The sequence below is a fragment of the Streptomyces sp. Qhu_M48 genome (genome assembly GCF_051305195.1).
Classification (GTDB): domain Bacteria; phylum Actinomycetota; class Actinomycetes; order Streptomycetales; family Streptomycetaceae; genus Streptomyces.
Genome location: NZ_CP195432.1, coordinates 1,342,336 through 1,356,650, shown reverse-complemented (window position 1 = coordinate 1,356,650; position 14,315 = coordinate 1,342,336). Strand labels below are relative to the sequence as shown.

Genomic DNA, 14,315 nt, shown 5'->3' with positions numbered 1-14,315 from the left:
TTAAAGGGCCGTCCAGGCCGACCGCCACGAGACGGCCAGCCGGGTGGAGTTGGTGTAGTCGGTCGCCGTCCAGCGGATCTCGCTGCGGCCGGGAGGGATCTGGAAGAGGTCCAGGCGAGAGGCGTTGGAGAGTGCCGACGCGGCGTTGCCCGTCCCGTTCCGCAGAACCCAGCGGGTTCCAGGGCGGGTCTCGATGTCGATGCGCTCGCCGGCGCCGAGGGTGAGGCCGAGCTCGAGAACGCGGCCGCTCTCCACGTGCACGAGTCGGGGATTGGCGACGGGGCCGGTGATCCTGATGGACGGCCACGCGCCCACGTTGCCCTCGTTGATGACCCACCCGGGCCTGGTCTCAGGGGTGGCGATGCCGGTCGTGATGGGTGCCACGAGAGGTGCCTTGAAGCCCCCACTGCTGTGGCTGATGTCCAAGGAGAGGGCGATGCTGGATATGGAGTCGCCGTGCAGCCGCGGGTCGAGCGCCGTGAATTCCAAGTCCAGCGGGATCCACCCGTGGATGGCCTGCCCTGTGGAGACGGCTTCCGCCCGCCTGATGCGGCCGAAGAGGACCTTGGTGTCGCGCCCGGGCCAGCGCAGGCGCAGCTGCGCGAGGGCACCGGCCGTACGCCGGACCTTCGCGTTGGCGGCGACGGCTTCGATCTCCGCCAGCTTGTCCAAGGCGGCGGCCGGATCGCCCGGGGTCCGGATGCCGGCCTCGATCCGGACTGTGCGTGGCGCGTACAGGTCTACCCCGGGGAAGGCCCCGTCGTCGGCGGGGTTCAGCACATCCTGGGTGCGGAGCTCGGCGGCTCCGAGACCTTCCACGTTCGACACGGCTACAGGAGTGCCGTGCCCGATGACGACGCCAGCGAAGTCGATCTGCCAGTTGGCGAGGAGCGTCATCAGATCCGCCCTCCGCGCTGCGCGTTCCGTAGCCTCCGCATGATCTCCCCAGACAGTTCCTGCGGGGACGTATCCCGTCCGTGGACTGTGATGGGCATGGACTCCACCAGGGCCTTCGGCTGTTGCTGCACGACAGTGACCTTGATGGCGGCCGACGGCCGGGCGTCGACGAGCTTCGTCGCGGCCGGCACAGCGTCGGCGCTAGACAGGCGCATCCCGAACCGGTGGGCGACGTCCTGGAGCACAGCGAGCGCGCTGCTGCGCTTCGCCGCTCCGAGCGGGATGAACGCCTCGCCCTGCGTCGAGGGCTCGGCGAACCTCACCAACCCGTTGGAGGTGGCGTACAGCCCGGGCGTGAGGATGCCGCCGTCGGCGTACGAAAGTCCGCGGTTGGCCCGGTGCAGGTCGGAGAAGAACTTGTTGCCCTTCGTCCCCAGGGCCTTCTTCATGCGGTCGAGGGCGCGGTTGGCGATCTCAATAATCCGGTCTTCACCAAGGCCCGTGGTGTCGGCCACGGTGTGCAGGCCTGTCTTCTTGCTCTTCACCGCGCTGATGATCGCGATCAGGTCGGGGAGATCGTCCTCGGGCAGGGTCCGGTTGGCGCTTCGGGCGGTGTCGTTCGCCGCCTTCGCCTTCTTCGGGTTCTTGACCGCTTCGGCTGCCAGGTCGGCCGCGTCCTGGTCTCCCTGGCGGGCCAGGCGGGTGGCGAGGTCACCGAAGCCGTTCGCCGCGAGTTTCGCGAGATTCTGCTCGAACTGGCCCTGGTCCTTGACGGCCTGCCGCAGCTGTCCGGTGAACTCCCCCAGGCTCACCTTCGAGGCAGCCTCCAGCTCCCGGATGTTCTTTGCCATCGTCTTGAGGTAGCCGGAGCTTCCGGTGGCCATCTTTCTGGTGAGAGCGATCCCCTCTTCGCCCATCTCTGCCAGCGCGTCGGCTACGTCTCGGCCTGCGCGGCGGGCGATGGTGTCGAGGTCCTTGCGCCATTGCTTGGCGGTGGCGACGGAGGCGTTCAGCTTCTTGGCGAAGGTCTTGAGGCTGAAGTTGCCCTTCTTGTCGCGTGAGTCGCTGGCGATCCCCGACAGCGAGTACAGCGTCGCGGGGGTGGCGGGCTGATAGCTGAACCCGCTCAGCCCGCCGTCGGCGTAGTAGTTGACCTGGCCACCGAAGCGACGGGCGACCTCCTCCAGAACGCGCTTGGATCGCTCCCTCTTCGCCCCGGCCAGCGGGATGTACGCCTCGCCCTGCGTCTCCGGCTCCGCCCACACGCGCCAGGCGCCCGCCGGCGCGATCTGCGCAGTATGGTCCTCGCGCGGAGTACGCACGCCGCCGTCCGCGTAGAAGTCGAGCAGCCCACCATTGGCCTGCTTCACTGGGGCCTGGATGTCGTCAGGGACGCCGTTACCGTCCTTGTCCCACGCGCTGGCCTGGATCTTGGCAAAGAACGGGATCGTCACGCTCGCCGGCTTGTTCACGCTGACGGTGATTGTCTTCTGGCCTGGGATCCGGCCGACCGACGCCCCGATCTCGTCGAGCTGCGCCTGTACGGCTGCCATGTCGCCTGAGAGCAGGGCCGAGGTGAGGGCGCTCGCCGCCTCCGATCCCTTCGTCTGCGAGACGGACACGATCAGGCTGAGCATGCCGAGCCACTCGGAGTTCGACTGGCCTCCGGCCGTGCGGAAGGCCGCCACGACGGCCGAGAGGTCCGGTGCGTCGATAGGCATGTCCGCGCCGTACAGGAAGCCCAGCTGGGAGCGGATGTTCTCGATGTCGCCCGTAAGGAAGGACTGCGCGAGCGAGGTGGACGCTTCCTTGCCAAACTTCTCGGAGACGTCCGCCAGGACGGCCATGCCCTGTTCCATCTGTGCGGCAGCGGCCTTGGGGAGCTTCTTGGCGGCTTTCCCCATGTCGGCGACGGCCATGTCCTGCATGACCTTCGCGAACCTGCCCGGGTCGTTGGTGGCCGACGCGTCGGCCCACGCTTCGGCGACCTCCCTGCCGTACTTAGCGGAGATCGCGGGCAGCTGCTCCAGACCGGCACGGAACGCCGGCGTCGCCCGTGCGGACGACTCCTGGATGATCTTCTCCAGCTCGTCGGCGACCTCGCCCTTGCCCTTCTTGAGTTGCCCGACGAGCTCCCCAAGGAGGGGCGCCGAGTCGGGGCCGAGGGCGGCGAAGTGGTCAGCCAGGTCGAGGCGGCCGTTCGCGGCCAGCTCGCCCAGGTTCTTCTGGAACTCTCTCTGCGCCTTGAGCTGCTTGTTCAGCTCCTCCACGTAGTCCGATAGGGAGGCCTTGGACGCGTCGGCAGACAGGCCCGCCTTCTTGTTCGCCTCGGCGACCTTGTCCTGCGCGGCCTTCCACGCCTTGGCCGGGTCCACGATCGAGCCGAGGGCCTTGCCCATCGCCTCCATCTGCTCGGTGAACTTCGGGGAGCCGTTCTTGTCGGTCGGAAGCGACTGGGTGAGCTCCCAGGCACCAAGCATCTGCTGCCGGTTGGCCTTGATCTTGTTGTTCACGATCGCCATGGAGGCGGCGAGCTCGTTCTCCTTCTTGACGGCGTTCGACCAGACCTCGTGCTGCTGTTCCAGGACCTTCTTGGCCCGGTCGAAGCGGACGTCGTACACCCACCCGCTGCTCGTCCTCTCCCACGACATCGTCTTGCCGAAGTCGAGCTCTTCCTTGAGGCTTTGGAGCTTCGCCCCTCCGGAGGTCAGGGCATCAATGGCTTCCTCGACGCTCAGACCGGCGTCCTTAAGCTTGTCCAGGTCGCCGCTGTTGGTGAGCTGTTCGGTGAGGGCGCGGAGGCCCGCTCCCTGCTCGCCTTCCTCGCGCTCACGCCGCAGCGCGTCGACCAGTTCCTCGGTCGCGGCCTTGGCCTTCTGCTTGCTGGCGGAGTAGGCGGCGTACACGCCGACACCGATGGCCATCAGTGTTGTCAGCCCGGCCACAGCCATGCCGGCGCCGGTGAGTACCGCGGGCAGGGCCGAACCTCCGGCCCGCGCGGCGGCCAGCTGCGTCCGGAAGACGGTGAGCTGGGTCCCGAAGCGGAGGAAGGCCGCTTTCGCCAGGAGCACCGCTGCCGAGAGGGCGAGGATCCCGCCCAGGAGGGACTTCACCGGTCCGGGAAGGTCGTTGATGGCCCCGGCCACGATGTTCAGGACCTCGCCGACGCTCTCCAGGGCAGGCAGCAGGGCCCTTGCCATGGAGATGCCCAGGGCTTGGGCCTGGTTCTGGAACTGCGCCCATTGCCCAGCGGTGGTGTCGAGCTGGATCGCGTACGCCTTCTGGGTGGCTCCGGCCCGCTCGACCTCGATACTGATGCCCGCGTAGGTGTCCTGGTAGTTCCGGCCTTCGGCCGCCGACAGGGCGAGGGCAGCACGGACGGCGCGAATGTCCTTCAGCAGCGGAACAAGCTGGTCGGCGGAGCCGCCGGTGGCGATGCGGACCTTCTCCATGACGACGTACAGGCCATCCTGCTCCAGGGCAGCTGCGGCCGACTCGTACCCGAACCCCTTGATCATGTCGACAAGTTCGCGTCCAGGCTTCATCATGCGCGTCATCAGCATGTTGAGCGCGGTGACCGCTTCGGCCGCGGGGATGCCCGAGAGGGTGACGGCGGCGAGCGCCGAGCTGATGTCGTCGAACTCGACGCCGGCGGCCGCCGCCATCGGCACGACGTCACCGAGTTGCTGCGCCAGCTCGTCGAAGGAGACGACGCCGTAGTTCACGGTCTGGAACATGACGTCCATGACGTCGGCGGCTTGCGACGCGTCCATCCCATACGCCTTCAGGACGCCGAGCAGGGCGCGTGCGGAGGTCTCCGTCGTCGTCAGGCCGGCGGCCGCGCCTCGGGCCGAGACCCGCAGGATCGTCATCGCGTCCGCACCGTCGAAGCCCGTGGAGACGACCTGATACAGGCCCTCGGCGAGCTGGGAGGCCGACTGCGGGAGCTGCGTGCTCAGCTCCACGATCTGGTCCGTGAAGTTGCTGATGTTGGTGTTGCTGATCTCCTTGGAGATCGTCATCACGTTCGCCATCTGCTTTTCCAGCTCGATGGCGCCCCGAACCCCCATGACGAAGGCGCCGCCGAGCGCGACGCCCATCACGGCGAAGCCCGCGGCCATGGTCCGACGGGTCTGCTCAGACCTGCCAGCGAGCTGGTTCAGGTCGCTGTCGAGGCGGCGCACCTGGGTGCCGAATGCGGTCACCTGGCCTGCCGCCGTGCGCAGGCCGCCGACCAGGCCGGTGACGCCGGCCTGGACGTGGACGTAGAGGGTGTAGGCCCCGGCCACTGGCTACTTCTTCCTGGGCCGAAGCCCGACCTTCACCCCACGCCCCTCCGGACCCTCCGGGACCTGTTCCTGCTCCATGGCGATCAGCTCGCAGCCGATGCACCGGTGTGTGTCGGTGACGTACGCGAAGCGGTCGCCACCTGCGTTCTCGTCCCACTCATCCGGCCTGGTCCCGCACGAGTCACACACCGTCCGCGAGTAGGCGAGGTAGGCGATGGCCTTCGCGCGGTCGAGCGCCGACCACCGCCCGTCGCCTGCGCCGGTGAACTGGCTGTGCGGGATGCCGTACGAGGCACAGACCTCCATCTCCGCTCGGAACGCAGAGTCGGAGATCAGCCTTTTCCCAGGTCGGCCCTGAGCGTCTGGTTGACCAGAAGGGCCGTGGTGAAGAGCGCCTTCGCCTCCGAGTCCGGCCACACGTCGAGGAGGTCCTGAGCGTCCTGCTCGCTCATCCCCGGTACCTCGGCGCCCGTGTCGTCGCGCTCGATGTGGCACGCGGCGACGAGCGCGGCAGGATAGGTCTCGACGTTGTACTCCATGCCCTGATCGGCCTGGGTCTCGGTCGGCGGGTGGTCGCGGAGTAGCTGCTCCCAAGCGGGCCTCGGGAGGGCCCGGAACGTCAGGACGTCCGTCGCCTCCCGCAGAACCCGCTCAGCGTCGTCGAGCTGGAGCTGTGCAGCGACCACCGCCGGGTAAGCCGCCACCCACTCCTCGCGGGCCGCCTCGCTGACGCCCTGCTCGATGGACTCAGTACGAGCGGCAGTACGCGCCTTCGCCAGGCCGAGGGCGGCGTCGGTGGCGCTCTGCTTAGCCCTGTCGTCATCGCAGAGGCGCAGGCTTCGCTCCGGTAGCTTCCGGGACTTGAGCCGGGCCATCTTGGCGGACCAGTGCGGGTCCCGGGCGACTGCGTCCGCCGGCGGTACGGGATGCGTCGTGGTGGACATGCGGCGCCCCCTCTCAGACGGTCTTCGCCGGGACCGCGGCGTCGAGCGTCGGCTCCTCGGTGATGCCGAACGTCACCTTGAACTTGGCGGGCTCGGACGCGGTGGAGTACGACGGGCTTCGGCTGCCGACGCGGATAGGGAAGACGTCCAGCGACTTCGACGCGGGCACGTCGCCCTTCCGCAGGATCGCGATGTACCCCGTGACGCCCTTGGAGAGCAGCGTCTCGATCGTGTCGCTGACCTTGTCCTCGTAGAAGGTGATCGAGGAGTTGTCGGCCTTGTCCTCGCCGGGAATCGTGGTGGCGAAGGTGCTGCCCATGTCCGGGGTATCGATGGGCGTGTTCTCCAGCGACCAGCCCTCGACGTCGGAGATGGTGTCCGACAGGTTGGTGGCGTTGGTCGGGCCGAGCTCGACACGGCTGGGGACGTTGTCGCCGGAGGCGATCTCCTTCAGGTAGAAGAAGAGGGTGGTGCCTCGGCGCATGAAACGCTGCTGCGTGGTGGCCACGCGACTCTCACTCTCCGGGGACGATGGCCCCGGGAATGCGGCAGGCCCGTCCCCAACAGTTCAAGCTGGGAGTCGGCCCGTACCGGTGGTCGGGCGTCCGCGATGGGCCTCCGCGGTGAGGTGTGGCGGTCAGGCGAGGGTGGTGACCTCAAGCGCGAACCGCTGGATGTAACTGTATACGCCGCTCACGACGGTGACGCCTTCCTCCTTGTCCACCTCGCGGGACATGACCACGTACCCGGCTGCGGCTACGGGGTAGGTGGGGCCCTTTTCTGTTCGGGCCATAAAGGCCGCGCGAACCTTGTCGGCCATCCACTCTGCTTGCTCAGCCGTCGCCGCCACGGACGTGACCTGGTAGAGGATCCGGGCGTCCGCGCTCGTGTCCCCGAAAGGAGGACCGTCGCTGGTGGAGCCGATCGGGTAGAGCACGCTGTACGGAGTGGTGGTGCCGGTGGGGAGACTGCTTGCTGTGGGCGCAGCTCCGTACCCGCAGGACCGGCCAGTTGCACCGGCCAGCATGCTCTGGACAGCGAGGCTGAGGATGCGTCCGGATACGGGCATCAGTCCCCCACCGCCGCTCCCACTGCGGCAAGGAAGCTGGGTCGGATCTCTTCGACGGCCGGACCCATGTGAGGGTACGGGGGCTGCTGGAAGATGCGTCCGAGGCTGTCCGGGCCGACGTATCCGTACTCAAGTCGGCGGGCTTGGGGCTTGTTGGTACCGACGACGGCCTCGGCCGTGAGTCCGGTTGCGGTGAACTCGTGCGTCCAGGAGCGCCGGTAGTCGCCGGTCGGCGCGTTCGGGCCGGGTCGGCCGCTGGCGTGTGCCTTGATCCTGGTCTCCAGCAGCATCGCGTAGTGCTGGACGACGGCGCTCACCGCGGGGAGGGCGGCTGCCGCGCGGCCGTTCAGCTGGGCTGCGATCTGCGTGGCGTTCGAGTCTGCTCGGGCGCCTCGATTACGAGAGAAGGCCATCGGTCTCCTTCGCCTGGTCGAAGTCACCGTTCGCCCACTGCTGCAGCTGCGCAAGGACGGCGGTGGTGAAGCTGTGAGGGCCGCCGAGGTCGGGGCGAGCGAGCGCCGCCTTCTCTAGCAGTCCGGCGTCGATGGCCGACAGGAAGTGGGCGGCGGCAGGCCCCGGCTCGTACGGGACGCCGACGAAAACCCGGGCGTCGCCGTCAAAGGTCGGGGCGGTCTTCCCTGGTGCGATCTGGACGACCAACTCGGCCGGTTCTCCGGCGCGGTGGTGGATCGTGTAGCCGGAGACGAGGTTCGAGCAGTCAGCTCCGTCTACCTGGAGCGATGCTCGGCCGCCGGCTGCCGTGATCTTGACCTGCCGTATGTCTGCGGGTGGGGTGTCCGTGATCTCCATGCATCGAGCGTAGGACGGTTCGCGGACACCCCGAATCGCTCAGGACGGTGGCGTGATCTCGTCGAGCCGGGTGACCCGTACGAGTTCCACAGTGGACGCCTCCGACGGGTCGAGAACTTGCCACACTCGGCCGCCAGTTGCCGCGTCGCCGGAGTTCGCGAGAACAACCTCGACACGGTCGTATCGAGCTGGGACGGGTGCGCTGAGGGGCGTCAGCAGGCGGTACCAGGACACCGTGTCGTCGAGCCACTGCCGACCGACGATGCCCTCTGCAGTCACTTGCCCGTGGCCGGAGAGCAGCGCGCCGGGCCCGTCGTAGACGACGTCAGCTGGCAGCTCGCCAAGGAGCCCCGTCTCGGGGTCGAGGACGGGGGTGCCTGTGGGACGGACCACTCGCACCTGGTCGAGGAGGAGCTTCGCCTCCAGCTCCCTTCGGACCTCCGCTGGATCGATCTCGGTAGTCATGTCACACTCCCGCCACCTGGGTGATCTGGTCCACCCACGTAGTGCGGACGACGCTCAGGGTGGATGTGTCCCCCAGGTCGAGGACCCGCCATATGCGACCGATCGCAGCCACGTCGGCGGCCTCGACCACGGTCACGGTGTCCTCGCGCGAAGCCACCGGCGCCGACAGGGGGGTCAGCAGTCGATACCTGGAGGGAGTGTCGTCCACGTACGCCTGGCCGGCCAGGTGCAGGACGACGGACGGTCCGCCTGCGGGAAAGACCGCTCCAGGCCCCTCATAGACGGTGAAGGGCGGCCCCGGCTCGTACTGGCCAGTGTCCGGGTTGAAGACCGGTTCGCCAGGCCGGTAGATCCTGATCTTGCTGGTGAGAATCTTCTTCTCGACGATCTCGCTGACGGCCCCCAGAGTCAGCCCCACATTAGAGTCGCTCATGCGTTCGAGCGTAGCCGCATGGCCGAACCCTCCAAGCGCGGCCACTTTCCATCCGCCGCCAGGTCGCCCCGCCGACTAGAATCGGCCACATGTTCGATATCTTGCCGCCCGACATCGAGCCACTTCAGGTGATCATGGCCCACCTTCGGCGGCAGCAATCCGAGGCCGAGACGATCAAGACCTACCTTGACGTCCAGATTGACCTGGTCGAGCGGCGTATGGCAGCCGCCGTCCAGGAGGCAGGTCCACGCTCGTCGCCTGCCGCCCCCAGCAGCCCTCCCGAGGATCCGGCGGCCCCGCCTCTCGAAGGTTGGGCCGTCGAATGGCGGCGTACCCCCGAGGGCGGCGTCCCCTACCGCGTTCATGCTGCTGCCTGCATCTTCGCCCCGAAGCCCGGGCCAAAGCGGGCGAAGCTGATCGACGACCAGAACGCCCGAGAACTCCTCGTCAACGGGGTCGAGCCATGCAACCAGTGCAGCCCGGATGTCAGCCTCGGCATCGACCTGTAGCGGAGGCCTCCCAGGAGTGCCGCCCTGGTCATGCACCTTCCTGTAGCTGAAGCATCTCGCAGAACGTGGACCCGGCACCGCGCTGGAGCAGCTCCTCGTAGGTGCCAGTCTCGATCACGCGTCCGCCCTCGAGAACGATGATGCGATCGGCGAGGCGGGCGTTGGCGAGACGGTGGGTGATGAAGAGGGTGGCGCGGCCTGCGGCGAGGTTCTTGAGGCGGGTGAAGATCCGGTGCTCGGCGCGGGCATCGAGGGCGGCGGTGGGTTCGTCCATGACGAGGACGGGGGCGTCGCGGTGGAAAGCGCGAGCGATGGCGAGGCGCTGCCACTGCCCGCCGGAGAGGTCGTGTCCGCCCCACCAGGAGCGGGCGAGGGAGGTATCGAGGCCCTTGGGGAGCTGGGCGATGACGGCGTCGGCGCCGGATGACTCGGCCGCGGCGTGGATGGCGGGGTCGCCCTCTGGCCGGGGCTGACCAAGGTGAACATTGGCGCGGGCGTCGAGAGGCCAGCGGGTGTAGTCCTGCGGGACCAGACCGAGGTGCCGATACACGGTCGCAGGGTCAGCTTGGGCGAGGTCGATGCCGTCCCAGTGGACGCTTCCGCTGGTAGGGAGGTACAGACCGGTCAGGAGTTTGGCCAGGGTGGACTTCCCGGAGCCGTTCTCGCCGACGAGGGCGACGACCTCACCACGCTTGAGGTCGAGGTTGATGCCGGAGAGCGCGGGCCGGTCGGTTCCGGGGTAGGTAAAGGCGGCGTCGTTGACGCTGATCACCTCAGGTCCGGTCTCCGGGATGCGGGCCGTACCGCGGCGGGCAGTCCAGGGCCCGGCGACGGCAAGGAATCGGTGCCAGTCGCCAACGGCGAGCGAGGTACGGAAGAGCCCGGCGCCTGCCCGGACGGTGGTGCTGAGCGCGGCGGAGGCGGTACGCAGGGCGAGGGCGGCGGCGCCGGCGGCGGCGAGTTCGATGCGGCCGGTGGAGACGAGCAGGACGAGCGCGGCCCATGCGGCGGCGGTTGCGAGGGCAGTGAGGGCGTCGCCGATGCCACGGACCGTGAGGGCCTTGCGTGTGGCGGCCAGCTGCTCGTCTTCGAGACGGCCGGAAATGATCCGGTACTGGCTGGTGAGGAAGTCGGCCATGGTGCCGGCACGGACCTCGTCGGCGGTGGCCTGCTCGGTGGTGTAGGAGCGGAAGACATTGCGCAGGCGGGAGTCGCCGAGGTTGCGGTGGTGCGCGTCGTGCTCGATCCGAGCCGCCCGAACGGCACCCCAGGCGCACGGGGCAGCGGCAAGCAGGAGCAGGCCCAGGACGGCTGGGTGCAGGACTGCGACGACAGCGGCGGCGGCGACAATCTGGGCGGCTGCGGAGGTGAGGAGCTGGGTGTCGAGGATGAGGTCGCGGGTCTTGTCGGCACCATCGGCGGCGGCCTGGCGGGCGTTCTCGAAGTCGGGGTCCTCGTACGCTGCGAGTTCGGCTGCCGTGGAGGCCGCGATGACGCGGAGGTCTGCTTCCCGTACGACCTTCGGGGCCAGGCGGGCGGCGGCGGCACGAGCGGCGACGTCGAAGATGTAGCGCCCGCTGAGGGCGATGCACAGAACGGCCAAGGCTCCGGCTCGCCCCTGAAGCCCGGCCAGAACGTTGCCGGTGAAGAGGCCGGCGAGCACTCGCGTGGTGGCGGCGAGCGCGGCAGCGGTGAGCAGAGCGGCAACACCTTGGTAGGCGGCCAAGGACAGGACGGCTCGGTGGTCGGTAGCCCAGCCAAGGCGGACGGCTTCCCCGAGAGTCCTCGGCAGGCGGCGGGCGATGGTCCAGGTCGACATGGTCGCGTTGGCGTCCTGGTACCGGTCGGAGGCCAGGCGCATGACGGGAGGCTGGCCGACGCCGGTGGCTGTCGGCGTGATGGTGGCGGTAGAACTCACGGGCCTAGGAACGCGCGTCGTGGCGCCTGGGGGCAACGGGATTGTCGGCGGCATGTGCACATCGGGGCCGGTCAGACAATCAGGCCGTCAACTTTGCGTTACTGGATTCACTCGATCGAGGAGCCGTGGCGCGGGGAGACGGAGGCAGGTCTCCACGGGCCACGGCCGTTTGGGCACGTCCTAGGGGATGGAGAGGACGCTGGTGTATGGCCGGTCCGCGCCGTCGCCGACGTCGTGGCCGACAGGCCCCTCTACGGTGTCGACCCATGCGTGCGCCGCGTCGGGCAGCCGGCGCGCGCCGAGGGCCCATGAGGCGCGGCGGCCGGTGAGGGCGGTCGCGAAGACGGTGGCGAGACTGATCTCCATGCACGCGATCCGGCCCGGCCACCACGTCGGGGATATGTGGCGTACTGCCGTATCCAGGCAGAGAACCCGCCTGCGGCTGGCGGCCGGAAGGCAGCGCAGCGCCCGGACTACGGCGCTGCGGTATCGCAGCGGCAGGCAGGTGACCGTGAGTGAGAGAGCGAGTCCCGCGGCGGCGATGATCCGCTCGGGCACGGTGGGGGCGTCCACGGGGGAAGGCACCATCTGCGTCATCGCTTCCTCCACCTTCGGCGCGGGGTACGGGTGGGGTCGATGATGACCCCGTCCCGCTGCCACTGGTTCACGAGGTTGTCGATGCCCTGCCTCACGGCGTGAGGGTCGCGGCCGGTGGGGATCGCGAGTTCGTCAGCGAGGCATGCGGTGGTGCCGTTGGTGACGAGGGCCTGCCAGATTCGTGAGACGTCCGGGCTGAGCATCAGCCACGTCGCACTGCGGACATCGAGGACAACGGTCCCGTGCTCGTCAGTGGCGTAGTGGATGTGTGCGGCCGGGGTCAGCATGGCGCCCCCACGGAGAAGCACGTGCCGGTGAGCCACCAGGAGACCGTCAGCATCTGGTGCATGTCGGCAGAGCCGATCGGGGTGCGGCCCTGACCGAGCTCGGCGAGGGATTCGAGCACGGCGCCACGGTCGAAGAGGCCGGACGTGGTGAGGGGGCTCACGGTAACCAGGTCGCCCAGCTGGGTGCGGTGCTGCCGGAAGGCCATGACCCTCTGAGGGGTGAAGGAGCCCTTGGAGCGGCGTCCGAGCAGCCAGGCAGGCAGGTCAGGCAGGGCTGCCGACAGCAGGGGCTTGAAGGTGTAGAGACCACGACGGGCCGCCGGCGATACGGCGAACGCGGCGCGGACCACAGTGTTGTCGAGATAGGGGTAGACGGGATCGATGTTGAGGGCGTCGGCGTACGGGGCCCATCCGCGAGCTGCGGCGCCGGTGAACCGTAGCGCGGCCCACTGGTCGAATTCGTCGGCCCCCTGAGGCGGAGCCGTGTCGGCGGCGGCCTGCCTGAGCAGCGCGGCCACCTGGGCGCGGCCGTCAGGGGTCAGCCAGGACGCGGCGGCTCCAAGGCGGCACCAGGACCACCCGCCCATGCCGGGCGCCGGCTGCTGCCGGTTCTTCTCCAGCTGTTCCACGGCCTTCCCAAGTACGCCGGTCCGGCCGAGCGCCGCAGTGTCGCGTAGGCCGTTCCAGAAGGGGCCCGGCGCTATGTTCCGCATCCGGGCGTAGGCAACGACCTGGCGGTGCGCGGCGCGGCGCTTACCGTCCTGAAGGAGCCGGACCCAGACCGAAGAGGTCGCGTCGAGGACGACGTCGCCGCCGTGCCCGGTCAGGTGGAGCGGCAGCCCGGCCACGGGCCCGAGGTACGTACGGTCCATCTCGAACAGGGCGGCGCCCATCGCCGGCTCCAAGCCGGTCGGCTGGCCGGTGGGGAAGGAGAAGGGCAGGTCTTCGTCGGCACCGTGAGCGATGGTGTGCTCGATGCCGGTGTGCTCGGCGATCCTGGCAGCAAAGGACGCGTCCTCGGCACTGGTGTAGGCGTCGGTGTAGGTGACTGCGTGCACCTGGCCGACCTGGGAGCCGAGAACAACGGCTGCGGAGGAGTCGAGCCCTCCGGAGAGGTCCGCGCCCACCGGTGCTCCAGCGGCGCGCACCCGGTACTGAACGGCCTGGGTCAGAACGGATCCGAATTGAGCGGCGCCGGATTGCAGGTCCTCGACGGGCTGGATCGCGGTGACGTCGACGAGCTGGGGCGCCTGGCCGGCACGGAGCAGCAGGCCGTGGCCGCCCGGCACAAGACTGATCCCCTCGTATGGGCTGCGGCCGGGCCAGTGGTCGCTGCCTGCGACGATTCGCGCGGACGCCAGTACCAGGTCGGGGACGAGCCGCTTCTTGAGGAGGCGAAGGTGGGTCGCCCACGTGCCGTCGGCGGTGTAGTAGATCGGCCGGAGCCCGGCCAAGTCCCCGCAGACGAACCTCTCGCGCTCGTTCTTGGCGATCACCCAGTAAGAACCCGGCCAGCTCGTCAGGTCCTCCCACCGACCTGCCCGTACAGCGACAAGCGCGCGGTGCAACTCCGCCTCCTCCACCGGGCAGTCCCCGACGACCGTGACGGTGGCGCTGCCCTCGGTCGCGCTGCGCGCGCAGCTACCGGGGCGCGTGCGGACGCCACCGAGATCGGCGACGCTGAAGCCGCTACCGTCGGCCGCCGGTCCACCGGCGAGCCACTGTTCTCCCATGCCTCTCTGCCTCCTGCTCGATTCCGGAAACGGGCCCGGGGGCCGCCGCAGTGCGGCGACCCCCGGGTTCGCGTGACGCGGGGCGGTCAGCCCTCGAAGTAGTTGTCCTTGTCGGAGTCGTTGAAGGTCTGGCGCCCGAGGGTGAGCTCGTCGACGGGGTGGACGTTGACCTCGGCCGTGAAGTCGACGGCGGGGACCGCGGGGACGGTGGTCTCGATCTGCTCCGGCATGGCCGGCCTCCTTGATGTCGGTGGTGCCTTCTTGGGTGGTGCACGTCTATGACACTGCAATCGAACTCCCTTTCTTAGAGCGGAACTTGGTGACTTCTTAGGTGAAAACTAGGCGGGCAGAGCAGCAACAGCGA

At 68.8% G+C, this 14,315-nt stretch carries 16 protein-coding genes; 1 reads left to right on the top strand and 15 read right to left on the bottom strand.

Annotated elements, in window-relative coordinates:
* From ACRRSS_RS06375 to ACRRSS_RS06330, 10 genes are all read right to left on the bottom strand, one after another.
* Complete coding sequence (locus tag ACRRSS_RS06375; RefSeq protein WP_435970237.1) at window positions 1–897, bottom strand: phage distal tail protein; 897 nt, start codon at window positions 895–897, stop codon at window positions 1–3.
* Entirely contained in the window at window positions 897–5,186 is a 4,290-nt protein-coding gene (locus ACRRSS_RS06370; RefSeq protein ID WP_435970236.1) for a phage tail tape measure protein, read from the bottom strand. The genes ACRRSS_RS06375 and ACRRSS_RS06370 overlap by 1 nt, the downstream gene beginning before the upstream one ends.
* 3 nt (window positions 5,187–5,189) lie before the next feature.
* Window positions 5,190–5,492 carry a hypothetical protein gene (locus ACRRSS_RS06365; RefSeq protein ID WP_435970235.1) on the bottom strand — a complete coding sequence of 101 codons (303 nt, stop codon included), beginning with the start codon at window positions 5,490–5,492 and terminating at the stop codon, window positions 5,190–5,192.
* Between the two features lie 26 nt (window positions 5,493–5,518).
* Complete coding sequence (locus ACRRSS_RS06360) at window positions 5,519–6,130, bottom strand: hypothetical protein (RefSeq protein WP_435970234.1); 612 nt, start codon at window positions 6,128–6,130, stop codon at window positions 5,519–5,521.
* Window positions 6,131–6,143: 13 nt separating this feature from the next.
* A complete protein-coding gene (locus tag ACRRSS_RS06355) occupies window positions 6,144–6,638 on the bottom strand; it encodes a hypothetical protein (RefSeq protein ID WP_435970233.1) in 495 nt (164 codons plus the stop codon).
* 129 nt (window positions 6,639–6,767) lie between these two features.
* Window positions 6,768–7,067, bottom strand: coding sequence for a hypothetical protein (locus ACRRSS_RS06350; protein WP_435970232.1), 300 nt, complete (start codon window positions 7,065–7,067; stop codon window positions 6,768–6,770).
* 131 nt (window positions 7,068–7,198) lie between these two features.
* On the bottom strand, window positions 7,199–7,612 hold the full coding sequence (locus tag ACRRSS_RS06345) for an HK97 gp10 family phage protein (protein WP_435970231.1): 414 nt from the start codon (window positions 7,610–7,612) through the stop codon (window positions 7,199–7,201).
* On the bottom strand, window positions 7,596–8,009 hold the full coding sequence (locus ACRRSS_RS06340; RefSeq protein WP_435970230.1) for a hypothetical protein: 414 nt from the start codon (window positions 8,007–8,009) through the stop codon (window positions 7,596–7,598). The genes ACRRSS_RS06345 and ACRRSS_RS06340 overlap by 17 nt, the downstream gene beginning before the upstream one ends.
* A gap of 39 nt (window positions 8,010–8,048) precedes the next feature.
* Complete coding sequence (locus tag ACRRSS_RS06335) at window positions 8,049–8,474, bottom strand: DUF6093 family protein (protein ID WP_435970229.1); 426 nt, start codon at window positions 8,472–8,474, stop codon at window positions 8,049–8,051.
* A gap of 1 nt (window position 8,475) precedes the next feature.
* Window positions 8,476–8,907 (bottom strand): DUF6093 family protein, encoded by a 432-nt coding sequence (locus ACRRSS_RS06330; RefSeq protein WP_435970228.1) that lies wholly within the window; start codon window positions 8,905–8,907, stop codon window positions 8,476–8,478.
* Between the two features lie 89 nt (window positions 8,908–8,996).
* On the opposite strand from ACRRSS_RS06330, the gene ACRRSS_RS06325 reads away from it, so the two are divergent.
* A complete protein-coding gene (locus tag ACRRSS_RS06325) occupies window positions 8,997–9,416 on the top strand; it encodes a DUF6233 domain-containing protein (RefSeq protein WP_435970227.1) in 420 nt (139 codons plus the stop codon).
* A 28-nt stretch (window positions 9,417–9,444) separates the two neighbouring features.
* Here ACRRSS_RS06325 and ACRRSS_RS06320 read toward each other — a convergent pair whose 3' ends face one another.
* From ACRRSS_RS06320 to ACRRSS_RS06300, 5 genes are all read right to left on the bottom strand, one after another.
* Window positions 9,445–11,334 carry an ABC transporter ATP-binding protein gene (locus ACRRSS_RS06320; protein WP_435970226.1) on the bottom strand — a complete coding sequence of 630 codons (1,890 nt, stop codon included), beginning with the start codon at window positions 11,332–11,334 and terminating at the stop codon, window positions 9,445–9,447.
* Window positions 11,335–11,514: 180 nt separating this feature from the next.
* Complete coding sequence (locus ACRRSS_RS06315; RefSeq protein ID WP_435970225.1) at window positions 11,515–11,931, bottom strand: lasso peptide biosynthesis B2 protein; 417 nt, start codon at window positions 11,929–11,931, stop codon at window positions 11,515–11,517.
* Window positions 11,928–12,218: a PqqD family protein gene (locus ACRRSS_RS06310; protein ID WP_435970224.1), complete on the bottom strand. Its 291-nt coding sequence runs from the start codon at window positions 12,216–12,218 to the stop codon at window positions 11,928–11,930. Before ACRRSS_RS06310 ends, ACRRSS_RS06315 begins: the two co-directional genes overlap by 4 nt.
* Window positions 12,212–13,951: an asparagine synthase-related protein gene (locus tag ACRRSS_RS06305; RefSeq protein ID WP_435970223.1), complete on the bottom strand. Its 1,740-nt coding sequence runs from the start codon at window positions 13,949–13,951 to the stop codon at window positions 12,212–12,214. The genes ACRRSS_RS06310 and ACRRSS_RS06305 overlap by 7 nt, the downstream gene beginning before the upstream one ends.
* An 86-nt stretch (window positions 13,952–14,037) precedes the next feature.
* Window positions 14,038–14,181 carry a hypothetical protein gene (locus tag ACRRSS_RS06300; RefSeq protein WP_435970222.1) on the bottom strand — a complete coding sequence of 48 codons (144 nt, stop codon included), beginning with the start codon at window positions 14,179–14,181 and terminating at the stop codon, window positions 14,038–14,040.
* Window positions 14,182–14,315 lie beyond the last annotated feature (134 nt).

What these genes read in the sequence shown, in the direction of transcription:
- ACRRSS_RS06375 (WP_435970237.1), bottom strand. Translation starts at nt 897, where the DNA reads ATGACGCTCCTCGCCAACTGGCAGATCGACTTCGCTGGCGTCGTCATC.
- ACRRSS_RS06365 (WP_435970235.1), bottom strand. Translation starts at nt 5,492, where the DNA reads ATGGAGGTCTGTGCCTCGTACGGCATCCCGCACAGCCAGTTCACCGGC.
- ACRRSS_RS06360 (WP_435970234.1), bottom strand. Translation starts at nt 6,130, where the DNA reads ATGTCCACCACGACGCATCCCGTACCGCCGGCGGACGCAGTCGCCCGG.
- ACRRSS_RS06345 (WP_435970231.1), bottom strand. Translation starts at nt 7,612, where the DNA reads ATGGCCTTCTCTCGTAATCGAGGCGCCCGAGCAGACTCGAACGCCACG.
- ACRRSS_RS06340 (WP_435970230.1), bottom strand. Translation starts at nt 8,009, where the DNA reads ATGGAGATCACGGACACCCCACCCGCAGACATACGGCAGGTCAAGATC.
- ACRRSS_RS06335 (WP_435970229.1), bottom strand. Translation starts at nt 8,474, where the DNA reads ATGACTACCGAGATCGATCCAGCGGAGGTCCGAAGGGAGCTGGAGGCG.
- ACRRSS_RS06330 (WP_435970228.1), bottom strand. Translation starts at nt 8,907, where the DNA reads ATGAGCGACTCTAATGTGGGGCTGACTCTGGGGGCCGTCAGCGAGATC.
- ACRRSS_RS06325 (WP_435970227.1), top strand. Translation starts at nt 8,997, where the DNA reads ATGTTCGATATCTTGCCGCCCGACATCGAGCCACTTCAGGTGATCATG.
- ACRRSS_RS06315 (WP_435970225.1), bottom strand. Translation starts at nt 11,931, where the DNA reads ATGACGCAGATGGTGCCTTCCCCCGTGGACGCCCCCACCGTGCCCGAG.
- ACRRSS_RS06310 (WP_435970224.1), bottom strand. Translation starts at nt 12,218, where the DNA reads ATGCTGACCCCGGCCGCACACATCCACTACGCCACTGACGAGCACGGG.
- ACRRSS_RS06305 (WP_435970223.1), bottom strand. Translation starts at nt 13,951, where the DNA reads ATGGGAGAACAGTGGCTCGCCGGTGGACCGGCGGCCGACGGTAGCGGC.
- ACRRSS_RS06300 (WP_435970222.1), bottom strand. Translation starts at nt 14,181, where the DNA reads ATGCCGGAGCAGATCGAGACCACCGTCCCCGCGGTCCCCGCCGTCGAC.